Source organism: Cupriavidus sp. DF5525, from assembly GCF_040149425.2.
Taxonomy (GTDB): domain Bacteria; phylum Pseudomonadota; class Gammaproteobacteria; order Burkholderiales; family Burkholderiaceae; genus Cupriavidus; species Cupriavidus pickettii_A.
This window is the reverse complement of record NZ_CP168266.1, coordinates 1,816,164-1,837,437: the sequence shown is the minus strand read 5'-3', so window position 1 is coordinate 1,837,437 and position 21,274 is coordinate 1,816,164. Positions and strand designations below refer to the sequence as shown.

Here is a 21,274-nt window from a genome sequence, read left to right as displayed (position 1 = left end):
CCGTGCGCGTGCACCTGCGCGCGCCGTACGACCCGGCATCGTGCGCCGCCATCCTGAACCGCGCCGCGGCGCTGCTGCGCGAGCGCTCCGAGGAAGCTTCGGACCTGATCACGCTCGAGTCCGGCCTGTCCAGGAAGGACTCGCTTTACGAGATCGGCCGCGTCGCCGACGTGCTGGGCTTTGCCGCGACCGAGGCGCTGCGCGACGACGGCCAGATGTTCTCGTGCGACCTGATGCCGCACGGCAAGAAGCGCAGCGTGATGACGCAGCGCGAGCCGCTGCCGGGCGTGATCTGTGCCATCACGCCGTTCAACCACCCGATGAACCAGGTCGCGCACAAGGTCGCGCCGTCGATCGCCACCAACAAGCGCATGGTGCTCAAGCCCTCGGAGAAGGTGCCGCTGTCGGCGTACTACCTGGCCGACCTGCTGTACGAGGCCGGCCTGCCGCCGCAGATGTTCCAGGTGGTCACCGGCGACCCGCGCGAGATTGCCGACGAGCGGATCACGCACCCGTCGGTGGACCTGGTGACCTTCACCGGCGGCGTGGCGATCGGCAAGTACATCGCTAGCAAGGCGGAATACAGTTGTCCCGCTACCACACCGATTTCGCCTTTATCGGCATCGGCGGCGTCACGCCGCGCGGCGAGATCTGCGACTTCTCGCGCGCCGCGGCCGAACTGCGCAGCCGCATGCTGCTGGCCTCCGACGTGCCCTGCGTGGTGGCCGACCATACCAAGTTCGGGCGCAATACAGGTGTGACCATCAAGCATTTCGACCAGGCTGCCTGGCTGATCACGGACATGGCGCCGGAGCCGGAGCTGGGAGCGGCGCTGAAGGAATGCGGTACTAAGCTGCTGATTGCCTGAATTGCCACGGCGCGTTGGGCTGTCCGCTGATCGCACGGAAATCCCCAACGTCTGCACCAGAATGCGGCTTTCTCGCCGCTGTCACAGGTGTTTTGACTGTCACATGCCCCATGCTGGTGCTACAGTTTCATGTTGTCCGACAGGCACGGTGCGCCGTGAATGTATGGACAACCGGAGGCCACCCACCTTCCATCGGCGCAACGCCAAACGGCACAAGAGACCGGCATCGACCGGCAAGGCGGCCGGATCCAGCCACAGTACCCAGCACAGCAGAGACAACCGTGAGTTCTCCCTCCCTTGACGCATTCCTGGCGGGGGTTGCCCGCCGCGACCCCAATCAACCTGAATTCCTCCAGGCCGTGAAGGAAGTGATGATGACGCTCTGGCCGTTCGTCGAGCGCAATCCGCGCTATGCCGACCAGGCCCTGCTCGAGCGGCTGGTGGAGCCCGAGCGCGTGATCCAGTTCCGCGTGTCCTGGACCGACGACCAGAACCGCGTGCAGGTCAACCGCGCCTTCCGCGTGCAGCACAGCTCCGCAATCGGCCCGTTCAAGGGCGGCATGCGCTTCCACCCGACGGTGAACCTGTCGGTGCTGAAGTTCCTGGGCTTCGAGCAGACCTTCAAGAACGCGCTGACCACGCTGCCGATGGGCGGTGGCAAGGGCGGCTCCGACTTCGATCCCAAGGGCAAGTCCGACGGCGAGGTGATGCGCTTCTGCCAGGCGCTGGTGACCGAGCTGTACCGCCACCTGGGCCCGGACACCGATATCCCGGCCGGCGATATCGGCGTGGGCGCGCGTGAAGTCGGCTTCATGGCCGGCATGATGAAGAAGCTGTCCAACCAGTCTGCCTGCGTCTTCACCGGCAAGGGCCTGGCCTATGGCGGCAGCCTGATGCGCCCGGAAGCCACCGGCTACGGCACGGTCTACTTCGCCCAGGAAATGCTGCACAAGCGCGGCCGTGCCTTTGACGGCCTGCGCGTGCTGATCTCCGGCTCGGGCAACGTGGCGCAGTACGCGGCCGAGAAGGCGATCGAACTGGGCGCGACGGTGCTGACACTGTCCGACTCGGGCGGCGTACTGCACTACCCGGAGGGCATGACCAGCGAGCAACTGGCAGAAGTGATGGCCTTCAAGAACGAAGAGCGCGGCCGCCTGTCGGACTTCGCTGCCCGCCACGGCATGACCTTCCAAGCCGGCCGTACCCCGTGGCACGTGCCGGCGGACGTGGCGCTGCCGTGCGCGACGCAGAACGAGGTGGACGGCAATGACGCCGAAACGCTGCTCGGCAATGGCGTGATCTGCGTGGCGGAGGGCGCCAACATGCCGTCGACGCTGGAAGCGGTGGACCGATTTGTCGATGCGAAGATCCTCTATGCACCGGGCAAGGCCAGCAACGCCGGCGGCGTTGCTACGTCCGGCCTGGAGATGTCGCAGAACGCGATGCGCCTGTCCTGGCACCACGCCGAGGTCGACGAGAAGCTGCACGCGATCATGAAGGACATCCACCAGAACTGCATCCACCACGGGCAGAAGGCGGATGGCTACATCAACTATGTCGAAGGCGCGAATATCGCGGGCTTCGTCAAGGTGGCGGACGCGATGCTGGCGCAGGGCGTGATCTGAGCCAAACGGCCGGCGCAACGCCGGCCGGTGCAATACCGACGGCGTAGCGCGATCGGTCGGGGCTGAGTTCGCGCCGGCGGCGTCATCCGGCAAGGCCTGAACCTTTCAGGATCTTGCTGTCAATGTGCGGCAGGCTAACGGCGAGGACAGGGGTCGCAGCGATGGCCATTCCTGTGAATTCGCGCCTTGTGGGTGTGCTACTTCCGCGCGCTGCAGATCGGTGACGCGTCGAAGGTGGCGCCGGTCGACACGTTCAGCCCGGTGCTGGTGGCGGTGTTCGCGGTTCTGTTCCTGGGCGAGCGGCCCGCGCCACGCGAGTGGCTGGGCATCGCGCTGGTGGCGGCCTGGGTGATCGTGCTGAGCCTGCGGCGGTAGCGCCGCGGCGCTGGCGCAAGGCATGGCGCACCGCCCCGGAACTTGCCACAATAGCCGTCCATCCACCCGGAAGGAGCGCGGCATGGACAAGCCACTGGCAGGCAAGGTTGCGCTGGTTGCCGGCGCCACCCGCGGGGCGGGACGCGGCATTGCCGTTGCGCTAGGCGAAGGCGGGGCGGCGGTCTACGTGACGGGGCGTACCACGCGTGCCGCGCGTTCTGAGATGAACCGGCCGGAGACAATCGAGGAAACCGCGGAAATGGTCGATGACGCCGGCGGGCGCGGCATCGCCGTGCGGGTCGATCACCTGGTGCCGGCCGAGGTGCAGGCACTGGTCGAACGCATCCGGCGCGAGCAGGGGCGGCTCGATATCCTGGTCAACGATATCTGGGGCGCGACCAGGATGGAGTGGAACAAGACCGTGTGGGAGTCCGACCTGGACTATGGGCTGCGCACGCTGCGGCTCGGCGTGGATACCCACGTTATCACCAGCCACTGCGCGCTGCCGCTGCTGATCGAAACGCGCGGCGGGCTGGTGGTCGAAGTCACCGACGGCACCGCCGAATACAACGCGCACAACTACCGCGTGTCCTTCTTCTACGACCTGGCCAAGGCGGCGGTGGGCCGCATGGCGTTTGCCCTGGCGCATGAGCTCGCGCCGCACGGTGGCACGGCGGTGAGCCTGAGCCCGGGCTGGCTGCGCTCGGAGGCGATGCTCGACGCCTATCGCGTGACCGAAGCCAACTGGCGCGACGCCACCCGGATCCAGCCACACTTCGCAATCTCGGAAAGCCCGCTATTCGTCGGCCGCGCCGTGGCCGCGCTGGCGCAAGACCCGGACGTGGCGCGCTGGAATGGCCAGTCGCTGTCCAGCGGACAACTGGCGCGCGTGTATGGTTTTACCGATGCCGACGGCAGCCAGCCGGATGCCTGGCGCTATGTGCCGGAAGTGCAGGACGCGGGCAAGCCTGCCGACACCACCGGCTATCGCTGAACGACCGCCGGTGGGCCGTTCAGCGTCAGCCGTCTCCCGCGTCAGCGGTTGCGATCGTTAGCCTTTCGATTTGGGCGGCTGGAACAGCGCGCCCGCCTCCTTCACGTTCTGCTCAGCGCGCTTGCCGATCACGGTGAGCGCTTCGGCCTGTGCCTTCTGCGCCGTCTCGGCCAGCTCGCGCATGTTCTCGAACGCCTGGTGCAGCGTCTGCTGCACCAGTTCGCTGTGCTTGGCCATGGCCTCGGCCGGGTTGCCGGCCGTGGTGTATTGCTGCGCCGCGGCCTGCAGCTGCTGCATGGTCTTGGTAAAGATCTCCTGCTGCTTCTGCATCACCGCCTGGATGCCCTCGTAGGCCAGCTTGTTGGCCTCGGTCAGGGCCTCGATGTCCTTGCGGCGTGCTTCGATCACGGCGCTCATGTCCACGCCTGGCAGGCGGAACTGTTCCATCATCTTGGTGAAATCTGCAAAAGGATTGGGGGGCGTGGCCATGCTGGATCTCCTCGGGTGGAAAGGCGGACAGGGTGGCAGGGCGGGGCGCCGCGAAGCGTTGCGCCACCTGGCCTGGGCCGGTTTCACTCCACTATAACCGGTATCCGCACACTTCTAGCCGTCAATCGAGGAAGACCCTAAAGTTTCGCTGCCCCACGCCGTTGGCATCCATAGCCCGCACGTGCGTAGCCGACCCGGCCCGCCAGCGGACGATGAGAGCGAAGAATGCCGCGCCGAGCGATGGTCCCGGGCCGGCACCTCGCCGTAAACAGTCCTAATCAGGTAGAAAAAATGAAGAATCTAGGCATCGGGGTCCGCCTCGGCATCGGCTTTGGGGTGGTATTGCTGCTTTCGGCGCTCATGACGGTATTCGGCATGATGCGCCTGCAACAGGTGGCTGAACGCACCCACGCGATGATGCAGCAGCCGCTGACCAAGGAGCGGCTGGTCAGCGACTGGTACCGGCTCATGCACACCAGCGTGCGCCGCACCACGGCGGTGGCGCGCAGCGCCGACCCGTCGCTGGGCGCATTCTTCGCCGCCGAGACCAAGGCGTCGATCGAAGGCATTGCCGCGCTGCGCGACAAGATAAAGCTGCTGCTCAGCTCGGAAGAAGAGAAGGCCGCGTTCCAGAAGATCTTCAGCGTGCGCGACCCGTACAACAACGGCCGCGACAAGATCACCAGGCTCAAGCAGGAAGGCCTGACCGAAGAGGCCAACCAGGTGCTGGAGAACGAGTTCGTGCCCGCGGGCGACGCCTACCTGGCCGAGATCCAGAAGCTGCTCGACATCCAGCGCGCCAGCATCGACGCCACCGCGCGCGAGATCAACGGCATCTACGTCAACTCGCGCAACAGCCTGATCGGGGTTGGCGCGGTGGTGCTGGCCATCGGCATCGCATTTTCGGTCTGGCTGACCATCGGCATCACGCGCCCGCTGCATCGCGCGGTGGCCGTGGCGCGCACCGTGGCATCGGGCGACCTGACCAGCCGCATCGATGTGGATAGCCGCGACGAGACCGGCCAGTTGCTGCAGGCGCTGGCGGACATGAACGCCAATATCCTGCGCATCGTGCGCCAGGTGCGCGCCGGCACCGAGTCGATCGTCTCCGGCACCAGCCAGATCGCGGCCGGCAACACCGACCTGTCGCAGCGCACGGAGGAACAGGCCTCGTCGCTGCAGCAGACCGCGGCCAGCATGGAAGAGCTGACCAGCATCGTGCGCCAGAACGCGGACAACGCGCGCCAGGCCAGCACGCTGGCGGTCAATGCCTCCGACATCGCCGAGAAGGGCGGCGAGGTCGCGGGCAAGGTGGCCGACACCATGGAAGAGATCAACGGCGCGTCGAAGAAGGTGGTCGACATCATTGCCGTGATCGAGGGCATTGCCTTCCAGACCAATATCCTGGCACTGAACGCCGCGGTGGAAGCCGCGCGTGCCGGCGAGCAGGGGCGTGGTTTTGCCGTGGTGGCGGGCGAGGTGCGGAGCCTGGCGCAGCGCAGCGCTACTGCCGCGAAGGAGATCAAGGCGCTGATCGGGGATTCGGTGGATCGCGTCGAGAAGGGCTCCATGCTGGTGACGCAGTCGGGGCAGACCATGGAAGAGATCGTCGCTGCGGTCAAGCGAGTGACCGACATCATGGGCGAAATCAGCGCGGCGTCGGCGGAGCAGAGTGCCGGGATCGAGCAAGTCAATCAGGCCGTCACGCAGATGGACACCGCCACGCAGCAGAACGCCGCGTTGGTGGAAGAGGCCGCCGCGGCGGCCGGCTCGCTGGAGGAGCAGGCGCAGCGTCTGAAGGAAGCGGTGTCGACGTTCAGGCTGGCCGCCTGAGGCCGAGAGGGCGGTGGCGCATCAGCGCCGCCTTGTTTCTCCCCTCAGCTATGTCTATGTATTGGCGAGGGGCGGGGGCCAGGCTCCCCCGAAGGCCACGGGGACCAGCGGCAAATGTCGAGACATTGTGTCTCCTTGGCGTTGAAGTTTGACAAGTCTGTGATCTGTGGGGCGCACGCGCCATGCCGGGGCGCGATAACGCGTCCCCGAAGGCACCGTAGCGGTGCAATTAGCGAACGACCGTGCCAGTACGCGAACAGCCGGCCGATTTTCTGAACGATTGCCGCGCAAAATCCAGTGGTTTTCCGTCTCGCGAAAGGAAACTGAGGCAAAATTCTATTTTTGCTGCCCCGCTGTGACCCAGCAGGCGGATGTCCCACCACCCGTTCGAGGATCTGAGAGAAGCAATGAGTATCCAGCAACCCACCATCATCTACACGCTGACCGACGAAGCTCCGCTGCTGGCGACCAGTGCGTTCCTCCCGATCATCCAGACGTTTACCAAGCCCGCCGGCATCAACGTCACCACCAGCGACATCTCGGTGGCTGGCCGTATCCTGGGCGAGTTTTCCGAATTCCTGACCGAAGAACAGCGCGTGCCGGACAACCTGGCCGAGCTGGGCAAGCTGACGCAGTCGCCGGACACCAACATCATCAAGCTGCCGAACATCAGCGCCTCGGTGCACCAGCTGGTCAGCGCCATCCGCGAACTGCAAGGCAAGGGCTACAAGGTGCCGGACTATCCGGAAGACCCGAAGACCGACGAAGAGAAGGCCATCCAGAAGCGCTATTCCAAGTGCCTGGGCAGCGCCGTGAACCCGGTCCTGCGCGAAGGCAACTCCGACCGCCGCGCCCCCGCCGCGGTCAAGAACTACGCGCGCAAGCACCCGCACAGCATGGGCGAGTGGAGCATGGCCTCGCGCACGCACGTGGCCCACATGAAGCACGGCGACTTCTACCACGGCGAAAAGTCCATGACCCTGGACAAGGCCCGCGACGTCAAGATGGAGCTGGTCACCAGGAGCGGCAAGACCATCGTGCTCAAGCCCAAGGTTTCGCTGCAGGACGGCGAGATCATCGACAGCATGTTCATGAGCAAGAAGGCCCTGTGCGCCTTCTATGAGGAGCAGTTCGAAGACGCGCGCCAGACCGGCGTGATGCTGTCGCTGCACGTCAAGGCGACCATGATGAAGGTGTCGCACCCGATCGTGTTCGGTCACGCCGTCAAGATCTTCTACAAGGAAGCCTTCGCCAAGCACGGCGCGCTGTTCGACGAACTGGGCGTGAACGTCAACAACGGCCTGGTCAACCTGTACGAGAAGATTGAGTCGCTGCCCAGCTCCAAGCGCGAAGAGATCATCCGCGACCTGCACGCCTGCCACGAGCATCGCCCGGAACTGGCGATGGTGGATTCGGCCAAGGGCATTTCGAACCTGCACGCGCCCAACGACGTGATCGTCGATGCCTCGATGCCGGCCATGATCCGCATCGGCGGCAAGATGTGGGGCGCCGACGGCCGTCCGAAGGACACCAAGGCCGTGATCCCGGAAAGCACCTTCGCCCGCATCTATCAAGAGATCATCAACTTCTGCAAGACCAACGGCAACTTCGACCCGACCACCATGGGCACGGTGCCGAACGTCGGCCTGATGGCGCAGAAGGCCGAAGAGTACGGTTCGCACGACAAGACCTTCGAGATCACCGAAGACGGCGTCGCCAACATCGTCGACCTGGCCACCGGTGAAGTGCTGCTGACGCAGAATGTCGAACAGGGCGACATCTGGCGCATGTGCCAGGTCAAGGACGCGCCGATCCGCGACTGGGTCAAGCTGGCCGTCACGCGCGCGCGCAACTCGGGCATGCCGGCCGTGTTCTGGCTGGACCCGTACCGTCCGCACGAGGCCGAGCTGATCAAGAAGGTCGAGGCCTACCTGAAGGACTACGACACCAACGGCCTGGATATCCAGATCATGTCGCAGGTGCGCGCCATGCGCTACACGCTGGAGCGCGTGATCCGCGGCCTGGACACCATCTCGGTGACCGGCAACATCCTGCGCGACTACCTGACCGACCTGTTCCCGATCATGGAACTGGGCACCAGCGCCAAGATGCTGTCGATCGTGCCGCTGATGGCTGGTGGCGGCATGTATGAAACCGGCGCCGGCGGTTCGGCTCCGAAACACGTCAAGCAGCTGGTGGAAGAAAACCACCTGCGCTGGGATTCGCTGGGTGAGTTTCTGGCGCTGGCGGTGTCGCTGGAAGACGTTGGCATCAAGACCGGCAATGCCAAGGCCAAGATCCTGGCCAAGACGCTGGATGCTGCCACCGGCAAGCTGCTGGACAACAACAAGAGCCCGTCGCCCAAGACCGGCCAGCTGGACAACCGCGGCAGCCAGTTCTACCTGGCGATGTACTGGGCACAGGAACTGGCCGCCCAGTCGGATGACGCGGAACTGGCTGCCAAGTTTGCGCCGCTGGCCAAGACGCTGACCGACAACGAGCAGAAGATCGTCGGTGAGCTGGCCGCCGTGCAGGGCCAGCCGGTGGACATCGGTGGCTACTACCAGCCGGACGCCGCCAAGCTCAGCGCCGCAATGCGTCCGAGCCAGACGCTGAACGCCGCACTGCAGACCGTGGCAGCCTGATTGGTCCGGCCCGCGTCGCGGGCTGGCTGATCACGACCCCGGGCCCATGCCTGAGCCATGCCATGCTGGTTGATCCGGCAGGCAGGCGATGGTGGGGCCCGGGGTTTTTTATTGCGGTGCCGACGGCGGTGGTTCAGCTTCGCCAACTACCTGCCAGCCCTGTTCGGGGCCCGTCTTCTGGTCGCGATAGGTCCATAGCGTGCCGCAGTCCTGGCACACGAAGGTGCTGATGGTGACCGCGGCCTTGCCCGGCGGCTTGATGCGCTGGGTATCGGTGATGCGCAAGGCAGCGTGCCCGGGGGCGCCGCGCAGGTGAAGTTCGATGGCCTGGCAGGCAGTGCAGAGTGTCATCCGTGTCTGGTCCGTGTGATGGGCCACTGTAGCACGCGCGCGCATGCCGCACGCCCTGCAAGCCGGATGTGCGGCGCGCGTCGGCACCGGTGCGCTGGTGGGACCCGCAACCCGCACATTCCGCATTGATTTTTGGCCAATCGGGCCAAGTTCGTTGACATCAGGGTGGGGCACCTGTATAAGGTTGGGTGCAGGATCTTTCAAGCAGCAACCTAGAAGTCCAGGTGCTTGCCCACACGGCGCCACTTATTCTCCTTGTGTCTTCCTTGATCGTCATGCCTTGCCGGCGCTTTTGCCAGGTGAGAAAAAATTATTGAGGAATCCAACATGGAAACCGGTACCGTAAAGTGGTTTAACGATTCGAAGGGTTTTGGCTTCATTACCCCTGACGCAGGTGGCAACGACCTGTTCGCGCACTTCTCCGAAATTCAAGGCAGCGGCTTCAAGTCGCTGCAAGAAGGCCAGAAGGTTCGCTACGTCGCCGGCGTCGGCCAGAAGGGCCCGGCCGCGACCAAGATCGAGCCGATCTGAGTCTTACCGCCTGAACTGAGCGCCACGGCGCCAGTGCGATGAGAAAAAGCTCCGCTTAGGCGGAGCTTTTTTCTTTCTGTTCCCGCCATTTGCCGCCATTTCCCGCGATAGTGAAATAAAGCCACTGCGGGCCCGGCAACAAGCGTAGAGTGGGGGCAACACCACCAAAACGGCGGAGGCTGCCATGGATATCTATCCAGCTGCGACTTACAAGGGATATGACCTTTATCCCCTGGTGTACAAGCATGCCGTCACGCGCGTATGGCCCGAGCCGCGGCCCGACCGCTCGTTCGATGCCGCGGTGGTGATCTGCCTGGAGGGCGAATCGCCCGAAGGCGGGCAGGCGCGCACGTTCCGCCTGGAGGCCGCGCCCTGGGACAACGTCGGTGGAGCGCGCCGCGGTGCGCTGCGCTATGCCGAAGCCATCATCAACGGCACGGTGCCGGGGATGTCGATAGCTTCGCCCGGCATGCCGATGACGTCCTGAGCGTCTGTCACGCCCTGGCGCCCCCTATCTGCGACATTGCGCGACTTTCCGCGCGATTGCAGCAACCTTTTCCACCAACGCGGCACGATGCCGCATGGAGCCGCCGTGAGCGACAGCAGTCCGAGCCGCAGTCCCGGCAACAACCTGCCTGGCAGTACGCCTTTTGCCAGTTACAAGGGTTTCGATCTCTATCCCCTGGTCTACCGCCACCGGCCCGAGCAGGCTTGGCCGCGCACCAGGCCCGACACCAGCTTCCTTGCCTCGATCGTGATCTGCCGCGAAGGCTACCGGCCGGGCAGCGACCATGCGCGCGTGTTCCCGATGGCCGAATCGCGTTGGGAGAATATCGGCTCCGCACGGCGCGGCGCGCTGCGGTTCGGGGAAGACATCATCAACGGACTGGTCGCGGGTGAATCCGTGACGTCGCTCTAGCGCGCCGTACCAAACATGCCGCCTGGCGGCAACCAGCCATCCGTCAGACTGCAAGGAGTCCATTCATGGACATGCGTTCGGGATCATCCGGTTTTCTGTGCACCCTGCCCGGCGAGGGCAAAGGCATCACCTATCACGTTGCGGTGTGCTTTATCGATGCGGAGCGCCCCACCGGGGTATTGTTCACCAGCTTCGTGGGGATAGGGCGGCGTTCGTTCGGCGTGCTGGCCGAGGCGGGAGCATTGCAGGGCCAGCTAGCTGCCAGTGGCGAGGCGCTGTGCCGGCTGGCCATCGGCCAGGTGGTGCGCGACCAGCTGCACGACAAGGCGCGCGAGGGCGACTATGTGCTGGACCTCGCCGCCGAGCCGTGGGACGGCGAGCTGAGGACGGTCGGCGCGGGGCTCAGGACGGCCCGGCCGCATGTGCGCGTGCTTGGCTGAGGCGCAGGCCGCAGCGGCCTCGCCAACCCAAACGCGCTGAACCCAGGGTTCAGATGCCGAAGACCGGGGCGCCGTGGCGCTCCAGCAGCGCTTCGATCAGCGCCATGTCGGTAATTTCAGGCGTGCGTTCTTCCACCGCGCGCGACGGTCCGCAATAGGTGGCCGTCACGTGACGCCTCACGGTCAGCACGCCCGATGCGGGCGGCGCGACGTCTACTGCCTGCCACGGCGCATGCCGGTAGCTGCCTGCCTGCCAGCCTTCCGGCGTCAGGTGCACGGCTTCCCATTCTTCAATGACGGACATGATCGGTTCTCCTTTGCGATGAATCGTTGCGGGACGGCACGCGCCGGCGGGGCGCATGCCATGACGAGAGGACGCGTGAACTACGACTTGTGCCGGTAGTTGATGCGTCCCTTGGTGAGGTCGTACGGCGACATCTCCAGCGTGACACGGTCGCCCGCGAGCACGCGGATGCGGTTTTTCTTCAGGCGCCCGGACGAGTACGCCCACACCTCGAAGCCGTTTTCCAGGATCACGCGAAAACGGTTGTCAGGCAGGACTTCGGATACCTTGCCGCCAAATTCCACCAGTTCTTCTTTTGCCAAGGAGGCTCCTTGCTGTAGCCGCGCCGCCACGGCGCGCGCTGTTGTGAGGCCTTGCAGGCCGATGTATGCGTTTATTGCTGGCGCAGGCGTGCCGCGGCGCTTTCGCCGGCATGCTGCGCGGCCTGCCTGGCGCGCGCCTCGGAGCGGTGCGTGTCGTGGCGCATGGCCACGTTGGCGACGATGCGCTCGGCGCCGTTGCGGTACTCCGCGATCATGTAGGTCGCGAACCAGAGGCCCGGTTCCTGCTGGATGGGATAGACGGAAACGGTGTACGGGCCGTGGCCGTGGTGATGGCCGTGGCTGAGGTTATGGTTGCTTTGCTTCAATGTGATGCCTGTTCATGGGCGCGGCCGCGAGCGGCGCGGTGCATCGGTGCGATGCATGCGGCGCAGGATGGCGACCGTTCGCCGTTGCTGTGGGCCAGCGTCGGGGCCGGCGCGAGGCGCAGGCGGGGAATCTGGCGTGAAGTGGACCATGCCTGCGCAAGCCGATACGCCAGGTACAGGCGCGATCGTTGCGGAGCGGACGTGCCGCCGGTCGGAAAGGGTGATGGGCCAATCGTGAATCGTGTCGTCGATCCGGCCCGTGAAGTATCGGGTGTACTTCCCCGATTTGCCGCGGCTGTATGTCTTGTTGGGGTGTTCCGCGGCTGACGCAACGGTGTCGGGCGTGCTGCCGATCCGTGCGGAGGAAGGCCGATGATACCACGTATGGCGCTTTCCTGCCGGTGTGACGGGCGATGCGCCTGGTAGTGGCGCGCGGTGTGCGGCTCAGTCTTCGCGGATCTGCGCAAAGCGCAGTGTCAGGAAATCGATCAACTCGCGCACCGACGGCAACAGCCCGCGGCGCGACGGGAACACGGCGTGGATCATGCCGCCCTTGACCGACCACGCCGGCAGGATCTTCACCAGCCGGCCGGTACGCAATTCCTCGGTCACCATCATCGTCGGCAGCTGCACGATGCCGGCACCGGCAACGGCGGCCGCGCGCAGCATAATCATGTCGTCCGTGACCAGCCGCGGCTTGTGGTGCAGCTCGAAACTGGCGCTGTCGGGCCCGTGCAGGGCCCAGGCGTGCGCTGCGCGCGGCGGACCCAGGTCCAGCGTGGGCAGCGCATTCAGGTCCGCTGGCGCCACCAGCGGGCCGTGGCCCGCCATCAATGACGGGCTGGCGACGATGCACCAGGCGCGTTCGGCCAGCACGCGCATTACCAGGTCGCTGTCTTCCAGTGGCGGCACGCGTACGCGGATCGCCAGGTCCACGCCTTCGGCGACTACGTCGACGCGGCGGTTGGTGGCCTCCAGGTGCACCGTGACCTTGGGGTTGGCGGCCATGAAGTCCGCGATCATGTCGCCCACGCGCGCATGCAGCAGTGCCACCGGACACGTCATGCGCACCAGCCCGCTGGGTTCTGCGCGCGTGCGCTCGATAGCGCTTTCCGCCGCCTCCGCTTCCACCAGCATCGCCTTGCAGTGCGCGTAGTAGGTCTGGCCAAGCTCGGTCACAGAAAAGCGGCGCGTCGAGCGCTGGATCAGCCGCACGCCCAGCCGCTCCTCCAGCATCGCCACGCGCCGGCTCAGCTTGGACTTGGGGATGCCAAGCACGCGCCCGGCCGGCGCGAAGCCCTGGTAGTCGACCACCTGCGCAAAGTAGTACAGGTCATTGAGGTCCGGATGCAAAGGCAGCTCCTGTCGTCCTGCCAGTAGGACGCTGAGGGCCGATTTTCCGGCCTACCGATGCGTTCTGCCAAGACCTATCCTTTCGCCACGGTCGGCCCGCACTGCCGGAGCCGACGGATCGCCAACCCGTGCCAAGGAGAATGCGAATGACCACCCCCGCCAATTTCAACGGCAAGCGCCCGGTCCTGGACCCCGCCGATACGGCCATGCTGCTGATCGACCACCAGAGCGGCCTGTTCCAGACCGTGGGCGACATGCCGATGCCAGAATTGCGCGCCCGAGCCGCCGCGCTGGCCAAGATGGCCACGCTGTGCAAGCTGCCGGTGATCACCACGGCGTCCGTGCCGCAGGGCCCCAACGGCCCCCTGATCCCCGAAATCCACGAGAACGCGCCGCACGCGAAATATGTCGCGCGCAAGGGCGAGATCAATGCCTGGGACAACCCCGACTTCGTCGCCGCGGTGCGCGAGACTGGCCGCAAGACGCTGATCATTGCCGGCACCATCACCAGCGTGTGCATGGCATTCCCGTCGATCAGCGCGGTTGCCGACGGCTACAAGGTATTCGCGGTGGTGGATGCCTCGGGCACGTATTCCAAGATGGCGCAGGAAATCACGCTGGCGCGCATCGTACAGGCCGGCGTGGTGCCGATGGACACCGCCGCGGTCGCCTCCGAACTGCAGCAGACCTGGAACCGCCCCGACGCACAGCAATGGGCCGAGGTCTACACGCAGATCTTCCCGGCCTACCGCCTGCTGATCGAAAGCTATACCAAGGCGCAGGAAGTCGAGAAGAACCATGAAGTGCTGGACTCCCGGCGTTGAAGCCTGACGCGCAAGTCACTACATATCCCCAAGGGCGCGGCCGCATGACGAACATGCCCTTCGCGCCCCCCCTACACAGGAGCACACCATGAGCAAGCCCTACAAGCGCCTGGACAAGAGCCAGGCGGCCGTCCTGATGGTCGACCACCAGGCTGGCCTGCTGTCGCTGGTGCGGGACATCGAGCCCGACAAGTTCAAGAACAACGTGCTGGCACTGGCTGACCTGGCCAAGTACTTCAAGCTGCCGACCATCCTGACCACCAGCTTCGAGGACGGGCCGAACGGCCCGCTGGTGCCCGAGCTGAAGGCGACGTTCCCCGACGCGCCGTTCATCCCGCGCCCGGGCCAGATCAATGCGTGGGACAACGAGGACTTTGTCGCCGCGGTGCGCGCCACCGGCAAGAAGCAGCTGATCATCGCCGGCGTGGTGACCGAGGTGTGCGTCGCGTTCCCGGCGTTGGCGGCGATCGAAGAGGGCTTCGAGGTGTTTGTCGTGACGGATGCTTCCGGAACCTTTAACGAAGTCACGCGCCATTCTGCCTGGCAACGGATGTCCGATGCGGGCGCGCAGCTGATGACTTGGTTCGGCGTAGCGTGCGAGCTGCACCGCGACTGGCGCAATGATATCGAGGGGCTGGGGACGCTGTTCTCGAACCATATTCCGGACTATCGGAACCTGATCACGGCGTACACGACGGTGAAAGGCGGGAAGTAAGCTGAGGAACCGCGATAGGTCTGGCGAACGGTCGGTTCGCTCCCCTCTCCCGCCTGCGGGAGAAGGGAGCGTTCGCAAGGCGTGGAGGCCTGCACCCAGCGCATTGGCATACGACCGCTACACACCCTCGGCTTCTCAAGCCTCCTTTACCGCAGCCGCAGGCGCCACCACACCAATTCCCGCCTGCGCCTGCGCCGACGCCGACCGCCGGTTATCAATCAGCGCCACCGCCACCACCGCAATCACCGCCGGAATCGCAATCGCCATGAAGTTCTGCTGCAACGGCAGCGACATCCCCACCAGCACGCCAATCACGATCGGCGCCAGGATCGCGCCGCTGCGCCCCACGCCCGACGCCCAGCCGATGCCGGTGCCACGCACCGCCATCGGGTAGAACTGGCCCGCATAGGCATAGGTAACGATCTGCGTGCCGATGGTGGAGGCGCCGGCCAGTCCCACCACGACGAACAGCGCGGCGCTCGGCATCGGGTAGCCCAGCAGCGTGATCGACACCGCGGCCAGCGAGTACATGCCGATCAGCACGTACTTGATCGGCAGCCGGTCGGCCAGCCAGCCGCCACCGATCGCACCGATCATCGCGCCGAAGTTCAGCACCAGCACGAAAGTCAGCGCCGAGCCCAGGCTGTAGCCCGCGCCGGCCATCAGTTTTGTCAGCCACGAGCTGAGCGCGTACACCATGAACAGGCACATGAAGAACGCCACCCAGAACATCACCGTGCTGAAGCCGCGGCCGTCCTGGAACAGGCGGCGGATCGGCGCGCTGCCGGCCTTGTCGTCGGCAGCCAGCGTGAAGACGTCGCCGGCTTGCGCGCGATGCGAAGGCACCAGGCGCGATACCACGGATTGCAGGGCGTCGGTCTGGCCGGTGCGGAGCAGGTAGGGCATCGACTCCGGCAGCGAGCGCAGCACCAGCGGGACCAGCAGCACCGGCAGGCCGGCGGCGAGGAAAACCGACTGCCAGCCATAGCTCTCGATCAGCCCCTTGCCCAGCAGCGCGGCCAACATGCCGCCGACCGAATAGCCGCTGAACATCAGCGTCACCAGCGTGCCGCGCAGCTTGCGTGGCGAGTACTCGGTCATCTGCGCCACCACGTTGGGCATCACGCCGCCGATGCCCAGCCCCGCCAGGAAGCGCGTGATGCTGAACGTCACCGGGTCACTGGTAAAGCCCGCGGCCGCGGTAAAGGCGCTGAACAGCAGGATGCAGATGGCGATAGCGCGGCGCCTGCCGATGCGGTCGGCCACGGTGCCGAGGAAGATCGCGCCGAACATCATGCCGAACAGCGCCGAACTGACCATAAAGCCCGCGCTGGTGGCGGTCACGCCCATTTCCTTCATGATCGATGGCAGCGCGATGCCGGCGACGGCCAGGTCATAGCCGTCGAAGATGATGATGATCGCGCACCAGAACAGGATAAGCGCATGGAAGCGGTTAAAGCGGGCCTCGTCGGCCAGCTTGTGGACATCGATCTGACGCATGGTTTGTCTCCGGTATGGTGGTATGGCGGGGCAGCCGGCGTTGCCGGTCATGCCACCGCTGCGGCACGCTTTTCGGCGGCCTTCAGTTCGCGCTCGCGCAATACGAAACGCTGGATCTTGCCCGTGGCGGTCTTGGGCAGTGCATCGACGAACTCGATCGCGCGCGGGTATTTGTAGGCGGCCAGCCGCTCCTTGACGAAGGCCTTCAGCTCGCCATCGCCAAGCTGCGCGCCCGCCTTCAGCACCACGAAGGCCTTGGTCTTGACCAGTCCTTCAGGGTCGGGCACGCCGATCACCGCGGCTTCCAGCACTGCAGGGTGCTGCACCAGCGTGGCCTCGACCTCGAACGGCGACACGTAGATGCCGCTGACCTTGAGCATGTCGTCGCTGCGACCGGCGTAGCTGTAGGTGCCGTCGGGATTGCGCACATACTTGTCGCCGCTCTTGGTCCAGCCGCGGTGGAAGGTCTCGCGCGACTTCTCGCGGTTGGCCCAGTACATCATGGCGGCGCTGGGGCCCTGGATATAGAGGTCGCCGATTTCGCCGTCGGGCACCGGGCGGCCTTCCTCGTCGCGCAGCTCGATGGTGTAGCCCGGCACCGGCCAGCCGGTAGTGCCATAGCGCACCTGGCCGGGCCGGTTGGACAGGAAGATATGCAGCATCTCGGTGGAACCGATGCCGTCGATGATCTCGCACCCGAAATGCGCGGTGAAGCGCTGGCCGATGTCGGCGGGCAACGCCTCACCGGCGGACGAGCACAACCGCAGTGCCACCTCATCGCGCGCGGGCAGCGCCGGCGAAGCGAGCATGCCGGCATAGCCCGTGGGCGCGCCGAAGAACACGGTGGGCTTCTGCTCGCGCCAGCGGCGGAAGTTGGCTTCGGGCGTGGGCCGTTCGGCCATCAGCACCACCGTCGCGCCCACGCTTAGCGGGAAGCTGAGGCCGTTGCCGAGCCCATAGGCGAAATAGAGCTTGGCCGCGGAGAAGCAGATGTCCTGTTCCTGCAGGCCGAGCACGGGGCCCGCATACAGGGCGGCCGTCCAGTACGGATTGCCGTGGCTGTGCACCACGCCCTTGGGCTGCCCCGTCGAGCCGGACGAATAGAGCCAGAAGCCGGGATCGTCGGGACTGGTCGCGGCAGGCGCGGACAATGGCGTTTGCGTGGCGAGCACGGTATCGAGCGCCACCATGCCGTCCGGCAGCGGTCCGCGCGCCCGCGACACGAACACCTTGCCCACTTCATGCCCGGGCCGCGCCAGGGCGTCCTGCAGCAGCGGCAGCAGCGCGGCCGAGACCAGCACCGCCTGCGCGCGGCTGTGCTGCAGCATGTAGGCGTAGTCGTCGGCGGTCAGCAGCGTGTTGACGGCAACAGGCACGATGCCGGCATACATCGCGCCGAGGAAGCACACCGGCCAGTCGGTGCAGTCGTGCATCAGCAGCAGCACGCGCTCCTCGCGGCGGATGCCGGCATCGAGCAGCGCGGCGGCCAGGCGGCGCACCCGCTGCGCCAGCTCGCCATAGGTAAGCTGGCCGTCGTCGTCGATATAGGCGGCCTTGCCGGTGCGCCCCGCATTGCAGCCGAGCAGGTGCGCGGCAAAGTTGAAGGACGTGCCCGGTGGCTGGACCGGGACGTCTGCGGTGATGGCGGTCATGCGTGTCTCCCCGTTTCTGGTGTACGGTGTGCTGCGCGCCGCCATGCGGACGTGGCGGCGCGGTAAAGCCGGATGGCTGACTGTCAGGCGAGGGTGTCGAGCACCGCGGTGCTGGCCTGGATGGCGCTGCGACGGTGGTAGAAATTCAGCGCGCGCAGGCCGCCCAGTTCTTCACCGCCGCCGGCGCGGCCGGGGCCGCCGTGCAGCGATTGCGGCATCACGTTGCCGTGGCCGGTGTGCAGTTGCGCGACGTCGGGCGAGATCACATGCACGCGGCCGTGGCTGTCGGCCAACGCCACCGCTGCGGCGCCCAGCGCCGGAGCGTTGCTGCCATAGAGCGATGTCACCAGCGAGCCCTGGCCGCGGCGCACCAGCGCGAGCGCGTGGGCGGTATCGCGGTAGGGCAGCAGCGTGGCGACGGGGCCGAAGACTTCGGTGTCATGCACCGCGGCGGCAGCGTCCGCATCGTTGGCGCCGAGCAAAGTCGGGCCGATGCAGCAGGCAACGGCGGGATCGGCATCGACCAGCAGCTGCTGCGTGCCGTCATGCAGCACCTTGGCATGCTTGCGCAGGTTTGCCAGGCCTTCCTGTACGGCGTTGAACTGTGCGCGGCTGACCAGCGCGCCCATGCGCACGGCGTCGTTGCGCGGGTTGCCCACGGTGACTTTCGACAGACGCGCACCGATGGCCTCCGCCGCTTGCCCGTACAGCGCCTCGGGCACGAACACGCGCCGGATCGCCGTGCACTTCTGCCCGGACTTGACCGTCATCTCGCGCACCACTTCCTTGACCAGCAGGTCGAAGGCGGCGGTGTCCGGGCTATCGCTCGGCAGCAATACCGCGGAATTGATGCTGTCCGCCTCGATATTCACGCGCACCGAGCGCTGCGCGATCGCCGGATGCGAACGGATCACCGCAGCCGTATCGGCCGAGCCGGTGAACGACACCACGTCGAACGGCTGCAACTGGTCGAGCAGTCCGGCCGAGCTGCCGCACACCACCGACAATGCACCCGCAGGCAGCACGCCGGCCTCGACCACGTCGCGCACCATGCGCTGGGTCAGCCAGGCAGTGGCCGTGGCGGGTTTGACGATCACCGGCACGCCGGCCAGCAGCGCGGGCGCGGCCTTCTCCCACAGGCCCCAGCTCGGGAAGTTGAAAGCATTGATAAACAGCGCCACGCCGCGCGTGGGCACCAGCACGTGCTGCGACTGGAACAGCGGATCCTTGCCGAGGCGCGCGGCCTCGCCATCGAGCAGGTAATGCCGGTCGCCGAGCGTGTCGCCCAGCTTTGCATACGTGCCCAGCGTGAAGATGCCGCCGTCGATGTCGACCGCCGAGTCGTTCTTCACAGTACCGCTGTTGGCGGTGGCGATCTCGTAGTAGGCGTCGCGGTTGGCCTGCAGCACCTTGACGACCTCGGCCAGCAGCGCGGCACGCTGGCGGTAGCTCAGTGCGCGCAGTGCGGCACCGCCCTGTTCGCGCGCGAAGGCGAAACCGGCCGCCAGGTCCAGCCCGGTGGCGTCCACGCGCACCAGCTCACCGCCGAGCACCGGATCGAACAGCGCCGTGCCGGCACCGCTGCCGGCTTGCCACTTGCCGCCGAGGTAGTTGGAAAGCAATTCAGTCATGGGGATCTCAGCGCGTGAAGTCGATGCGGCCTTCCGGCAGCAGGTAGAGCACCAGCGCGCGGCCGTTGCTGACGGTGGGGCGGTGGGCGCTGCCCGGCGGGCACACCAGCCAGCCGGCGGGGCGGCCGTCGAACTGCGCGTCGCCCTCGAGCGGCATGATCAGGTCGATCTCGCCATTGGGATGGGTATGGTGCGGGCCGGCAATGTCCTGCATGTCGACCACGTCCACCGAGAAGCCATGCAGGTCGTCGGCAGGCTTGAAGATGCGGCCGTAGCGGATGCCGCCGCCTTCACGGTCGCACAGCCAGCCTTCGGCCACTCCGGCCTGGCAGGCTTCCTTCAGTTGCTGGTAGGTAGGGCTGCCGGCGCCGTGCTCGGCATTGAGCCAGGCGTCGAGTGCCGCATCGAGCGGGCGGCCTGCCAGTTGCACGGTGAGCTGCGCGATCTGGCTGCGGAATTCAGTTGGGGACAGGGTGCGGGACATAAGAAGAGGGGGGCTCCGTCTGATTCGCCAGTTGCTATCGCTGGCTTCATGCATTATTGTGCATGTATGAAAAATAGGACCACCGAGAAATCATGTCAAGCACTATATTGCATGAGTCTGGGTTAACCCGGGATGCCGATCTGCATCATGATTCAGGCGTCGCTGCCGCCAGCAGCGGGGAGAAAAACCCGTTCCTGGTCGCGCTGGGCGAGCGCGTGCGCGAGCTGCGCGCTCGCCGCGGCCTGACGCGCAAAGCCGCGGCGCACGCGGCCGGCGTGTCGGAGCGGCACCTGGCCAACCTGGAGTACGGCAGCGGCAACGCTTCCATCCTGGTGCTGCAGCACATTGCCGACGCGCTGCAGTGCTCGCTGGCCGGGCTGCTGGGCGACGTGACCACCTCTTCGCCCGAATGGATCCTGCTGCGCGAACTGCTGGAGCAACGCGACGAAGCCACGCTGCGGCGCGTGCGCATTGCCGTGGGCGAGATGCTCGGTACCGGCGGCGAGAACGCCGGGCAGGCCGCGCGCAGCTCGCGGGTGGCGCTGATTGGGCTGCGTGGCGCCGGCAAGACCACGCTGGGCGGCATGCTGGCGGAAAACCTGGGCTTTCCTTTTGTCGAGCTGAGCCGCGAGATCGAGAAGTTTGCCGGCTGCAGCATTGCCGAGATCCAGGGCCTCTACGGCATGAACGCCTACCGCCGCTACGAACGCCGCGCGGTGGAAGAAGCCATCCAGATCTATCCCGAAGCGGTGATCGCCACGCCTGGCGGACTGGTGTCGGACCCGGCCACCTTCAATCTGCTGCTCGCCCACTGCACCACGGTGTGGCTGCAGGCTGACCCGGTAGACCATATGGAGCGCGTGCGCGCGCAGGGTGACTTCCGGCCGATGGCGGCCAGCAAGGAGGCGATGGAAGACCTGCGCCATATCCTGGCGGGCCGCGCGGCGTTCTATTCCAAGGCGGAGTTCGCGCTGGACACCAGCGCGCAGCCGCTGGAGCCAACCTTTGCCGCGTTGCGCGAGTTGGTGCGAAACGCCCTGCGCATGCCGGCCTGATGCGAGCCGGCCACTTCCTTGGGCCCATGAAGGTGGTACAGGAGCATCGCGCGACGCT

General features: G+C 66.0%; 22 protein-coding genes and 2 pseudogenes. 14 read left to right on the top strand and 10 right to left on the bottom strand.

Features of this window, described 5'->3' with window-relative positions; translation table 11 throughout:
- Positions 1 to 50 precede the first annotated feature (50 nt).
- The 5 genes and pseudogenes from ABNX08_RS29615 to ABNX08_RS29595 all read left to right on the top strand — a co-directional run.
- A pseudogene (locus ABNX08_RS29615) lies at positions 51 to 584 on the top strand (aldehyde dehydrogenase family protein); the annotation flags it as partial.
- Positions 585 to 586: 2 nt separating this feature from the next.
- Positions 587 to 742, top strand: a pseudogene (locus tag ABNX08_RS29610) (DeoR/GlpR transcriptional regulator); the annotation flags it as partial.
- A 407-nt stretch (positions 743 to 1,149) separates the two neighbouring features.
- Positions 1,150 to 2,493: an NADP-specific glutamate dehydrogenase gene (gdhA, locus tag ABNX08_RS29605; protein WP_022539276.1), complete on the top strand. Its 1,344-nt coding sequence runs from the start codon at positions 1,150 to 1,152 to the stop codon at positions 2,491 to 2,493.
- Positions 2,494 to 2,685: 192 nt separating this feature from the next.
- On the top strand, positions 2,686 to 2,868 hold the full coding sequence (locus tag ABNX08_RS29600; protein ID WP_374063731.1) for an EamA family transporter: 183 nt from the start codon (positions 2,686 to 2,688) through the stop codon (positions 2,866 to 2,868).
- An 82-nt stretch (positions 2,869 to 2,950) separates the two neighbouring features.
- Positions 2,951 to 3,862: an SDR family oxidoreductase gene (locus ABNX08_RS29595; protein ID WP_022539274.1), complete on the top strand. Its 912-nt coding sequence runs from the start codon at positions 2,951 to 2,953 to the stop codon at positions 3,860 to 3,862.
- Positions 3,863 to 3,919: 57 nt separating this feature from the next.
- Here the strand turns inward: ABNX08_RS29595 and ABNX08_RS29590 are convergent, their stop codons facing one another.
- Positions 3,920 to 4,351, bottom strand: a complete 432-nt coding sequence (locus tag ABNX08_RS29590; protein ID WP_022539273.1) for a phasin family protein — start codon at positions 4,349 to 4,351, stop codon at positions 3,920 to 3,922.
- Positions 4,352 to 4,642: 291 nt separating this feature from the next.
- Between ABNX08_RS29590 and ABNX08_RS29585 the strand changes: the two genes are divergently transcribed.
- Positions 4,643 to 6,184 carry a methyl-accepting chemotaxis protein gene (locus ABNX08_RS29585; protein WP_022539272.1) on the top strand — a complete coding sequence of 514 codons (1,542 nt, stop codon included), beginning with the start codon at positions 4,643 to 4,645 and terminating at the stop codon, positions 6,182 to 6,184.
- A gap of 407 nt (positions 6,185 to 6,591) precedes the next feature.
- Entirely contained in the window at positions 6,592 to 8,829 is a 2,238-nt protein-coding gene (locus ABNX08_RS29580) for an NADP-dependent isocitrate dehydrogenase (RefSeq protein WP_022539271.1), read from the top strand.
- Positions 8,830 to 8,937: 108 nt separating this feature from the next.
- On the opposite strand, the gene ABNX08_RS29575 is transcribed toward ABNX08_RS29580, so the two are convergent.
- A complete protein-coding gene (locus ABNX08_RS29575; RefSeq protein ID WP_022539270.1) occupies positions 8,938 to 9,180 on the bottom strand; it encodes a hypothetical protein in 243 nt (80 codons plus the stop codon).
- A 327-nt stretch (positions 9,181 to 9,507) separates the two neighbouring features.
- Between ABNX08_RS29575 and ABNX08_RS29570 the strand changes: the two genes are divergently transcribed.
- From ABNX08_RS29570 to ABNX08_RS29555, 4 genes are all read left to right on the top strand, one after another.
- Complete coding sequence (locus ABNX08_RS29570) at positions 9,508 to 9,711, top strand: cold-shock protein (protein ID WP_020202065.1); 204 nt, start codon at positions 9,508 to 9,510, stop codon at positions 9,709 to 9,711.
- 184 nt (positions 9,712 to 9,895) lie between these two features.
- Positions 9,896 to 10,198: a hypothetical protein gene (locus tag ABNX08_RS29565; RefSeq protein ID WP_022539269.1), complete on the top strand. Its 303-nt coding sequence runs from the start codon at positions 9,896 to 9,898 to the stop codon at positions 10,196 to 10,198.
- A 105-nt stretch (positions 10,199 to 10,303) separates the two neighbouring features.
- Positions 10,304 to 10,630 carry a hypothetical protein gene (locus tag ABNX08_RS29560; RefSeq protein WP_022539268.1) on the top strand — a complete coding sequence of 109 codons (327 nt, stop codon included), beginning with the start codon at positions 10,304 to 10,306 and terminating at the stop codon, positions 10,628 to 10,630.
- Between the two features lie 65 nt (positions 10,631 to 10,695).
- Entirely contained in the window at positions 10,696 to 11,070 is a 375-nt protein-coding gene (locus tag ABNX08_RS29555; protein WP_022539267.1) for a hypothetical protein, read from the top strand.
- A gap of 49 nt (positions 11,071 to 11,119) precedes the next feature.
- Here the strand turns inward: ABNX08_RS29555 and ABNX08_RS29550 are convergent, their stop codons facing one another.
- The 4 genes from ABNX08_RS29550 to ABNX08_RS29535 all read right to left on the bottom strand — a co-directional run bounded on the left by ABNX08_RS29550 (position 11,120) and on the right by ABNX08_RS29535 (position 13,355).
- Positions 11,120 to 11,374, bottom strand: a complete 255-nt coding sequence (locus ABNX08_RS29550; protein WP_022539266.1) for a hypothetical protein — start codon at positions 11,372 to 11,374, stop codon at positions 11,120 to 11,122.
- Positions 11,375 to 11,454: 80 nt separating this feature from the next.
- Positions 11,455 to 11,676 carry a translation initiation factor IF-1 gene (infA, locus tag ABNX08_RS29545; RefSeq protein WP_008646230.1) on the bottom strand — a complete coding sequence of 74 codons (222 nt, stop codon included), beginning with the start codon at positions 11,674 to 11,676 and terminating at the stop codon, positions 11,455 to 11,457.
- Between the two features lie 71 nt (positions 11,677 to 11,747).
- Positions 11,748 to 12,002: a hypothetical protein gene (locus tag ABNX08_RS29540; RefSeq protein ID WP_022539265.1), complete on the bottom strand. Its 255-nt coding sequence runs from the start codon at positions 12,000 to 12,002 to the stop codon at positions 11,748 to 11,750.
- A gap of 444 nt (positions 12,003 to 12,446) precedes the next feature.
- Positions 12,447 to 13,355: a LysR family transcriptional regulator gene (locus ABNX08_RS29535; RefSeq protein WP_374063695.1), complete on the bottom strand. Its 909-nt coding sequence runs from the start codon at positions 13,353 to 13,355 to the stop codon at positions 12,447 to 12,449.
- A gap of 146 nt (positions 13,356 to 13,501) precedes the next feature.
- Here ABNX08_RS29535 and ABNX08_RS29530 point away from each other — a divergent pair, with 146 nt between their 5' ends.
- Together ABNX08_RS29530 and ycaC are read left to right on the top strand one after the other, a co-directional pair.
- Entirely contained in the window at positions 13,502 to 14,179 is a 678-nt protein-coding gene (locus ABNX08_RS29530; protein WP_022539263.1) for an isochorismatase family protein, read from the top strand.
- Positions 14,180 to 14,267: 88 nt separating this feature from the next.
- Positions 14,268 to 14,894: an isochorismate family cysteine hydrolase YcaC gene (gene ycaC, locus ABNX08_RS29525; protein ID WP_022539262.1), complete on the top strand. Its 627-nt coding sequence runs from the start codon at positions 14,268 to 14,270 to the stop codon at positions 14,892 to 14,894.
- A 135-nt stretch (positions 14,895 to 15,029) separates the two neighbouring features.
- On the opposite strand, the gene ABNX08_RS29520 is transcribed toward ycaC, so the two are convergent.
- From ABNX08_RS29520 to ABNX08_RS29505, 4 genes are all read right to left on the bottom strand, one after another.
- Positions 15,030 to 16,394, bottom strand: coding sequence for an MFS transporter (locus tag ABNX08_RS29520; protein ID WP_349608856.1), 1,365 nt, complete (start codon positions 16,392 to 16,394; stop codon positions 15,030 to 15,032).
- A 47-nt stretch (positions 16,395 to 16,441) separates the two neighbouring features.
- A complete protein-coding gene (locus ABNX08_RS29515; protein ID WP_022539260.1) occupies positions 16,442 to 18,046 on the bottom strand; it encodes a benzoate-CoA ligase family protein in 1,605 nt (534 codons plus the stop codon).
- Positions 18,047 to 18,129: 83 nt separating this feature from the next.
- On the bottom strand, positions 18,130 to 19,677 hold the full coding sequence (locus tag ABNX08_RS29510) for a 3,4-dehydroadipyl-CoA semialdehyde dehydrogenase (RefSeq protein WP_022539259.1): 1,548 nt from the start codon (positions 19,675 to 19,677) through the stop codon (positions 18,130 to 18,132).
- A 7-nt stretch (positions 19,678 to 19,684) separates the two neighbouring features.
- Positions 19,685 to 20,149: a DUF4863 family protein gene (locus tag ABNX08_RS29505; RefSeq protein ID WP_041682180.1), complete on the bottom strand. Its 465-nt coding sequence runs from the start codon at positions 20,147 to 20,149 to the stop codon at positions 19,685 to 19,687.
- 104 nt (positions 20,150 to 20,253) lie between these two features.
- Between ABNX08_RS29505 and ABNX08_RS29500 the strand changes: the two genes are divergently transcribed.
- Positions 20,254 to 21,216 carry a helix-turn-helix transcriptional regulator gene (locus tag ABNX08_RS29500; RefSeq protein WP_022539257.1) on the top strand — a complete coding sequence of 321 codons (963 nt, stop codon included), beginning with the start codon at positions 20,254 to 20,256 and terminating at the stop codon, positions 21,214 to 21,216.
- The last annotated feature ends 58 nt before the right edge of the window (positions 21,217 to 21,274 follow it).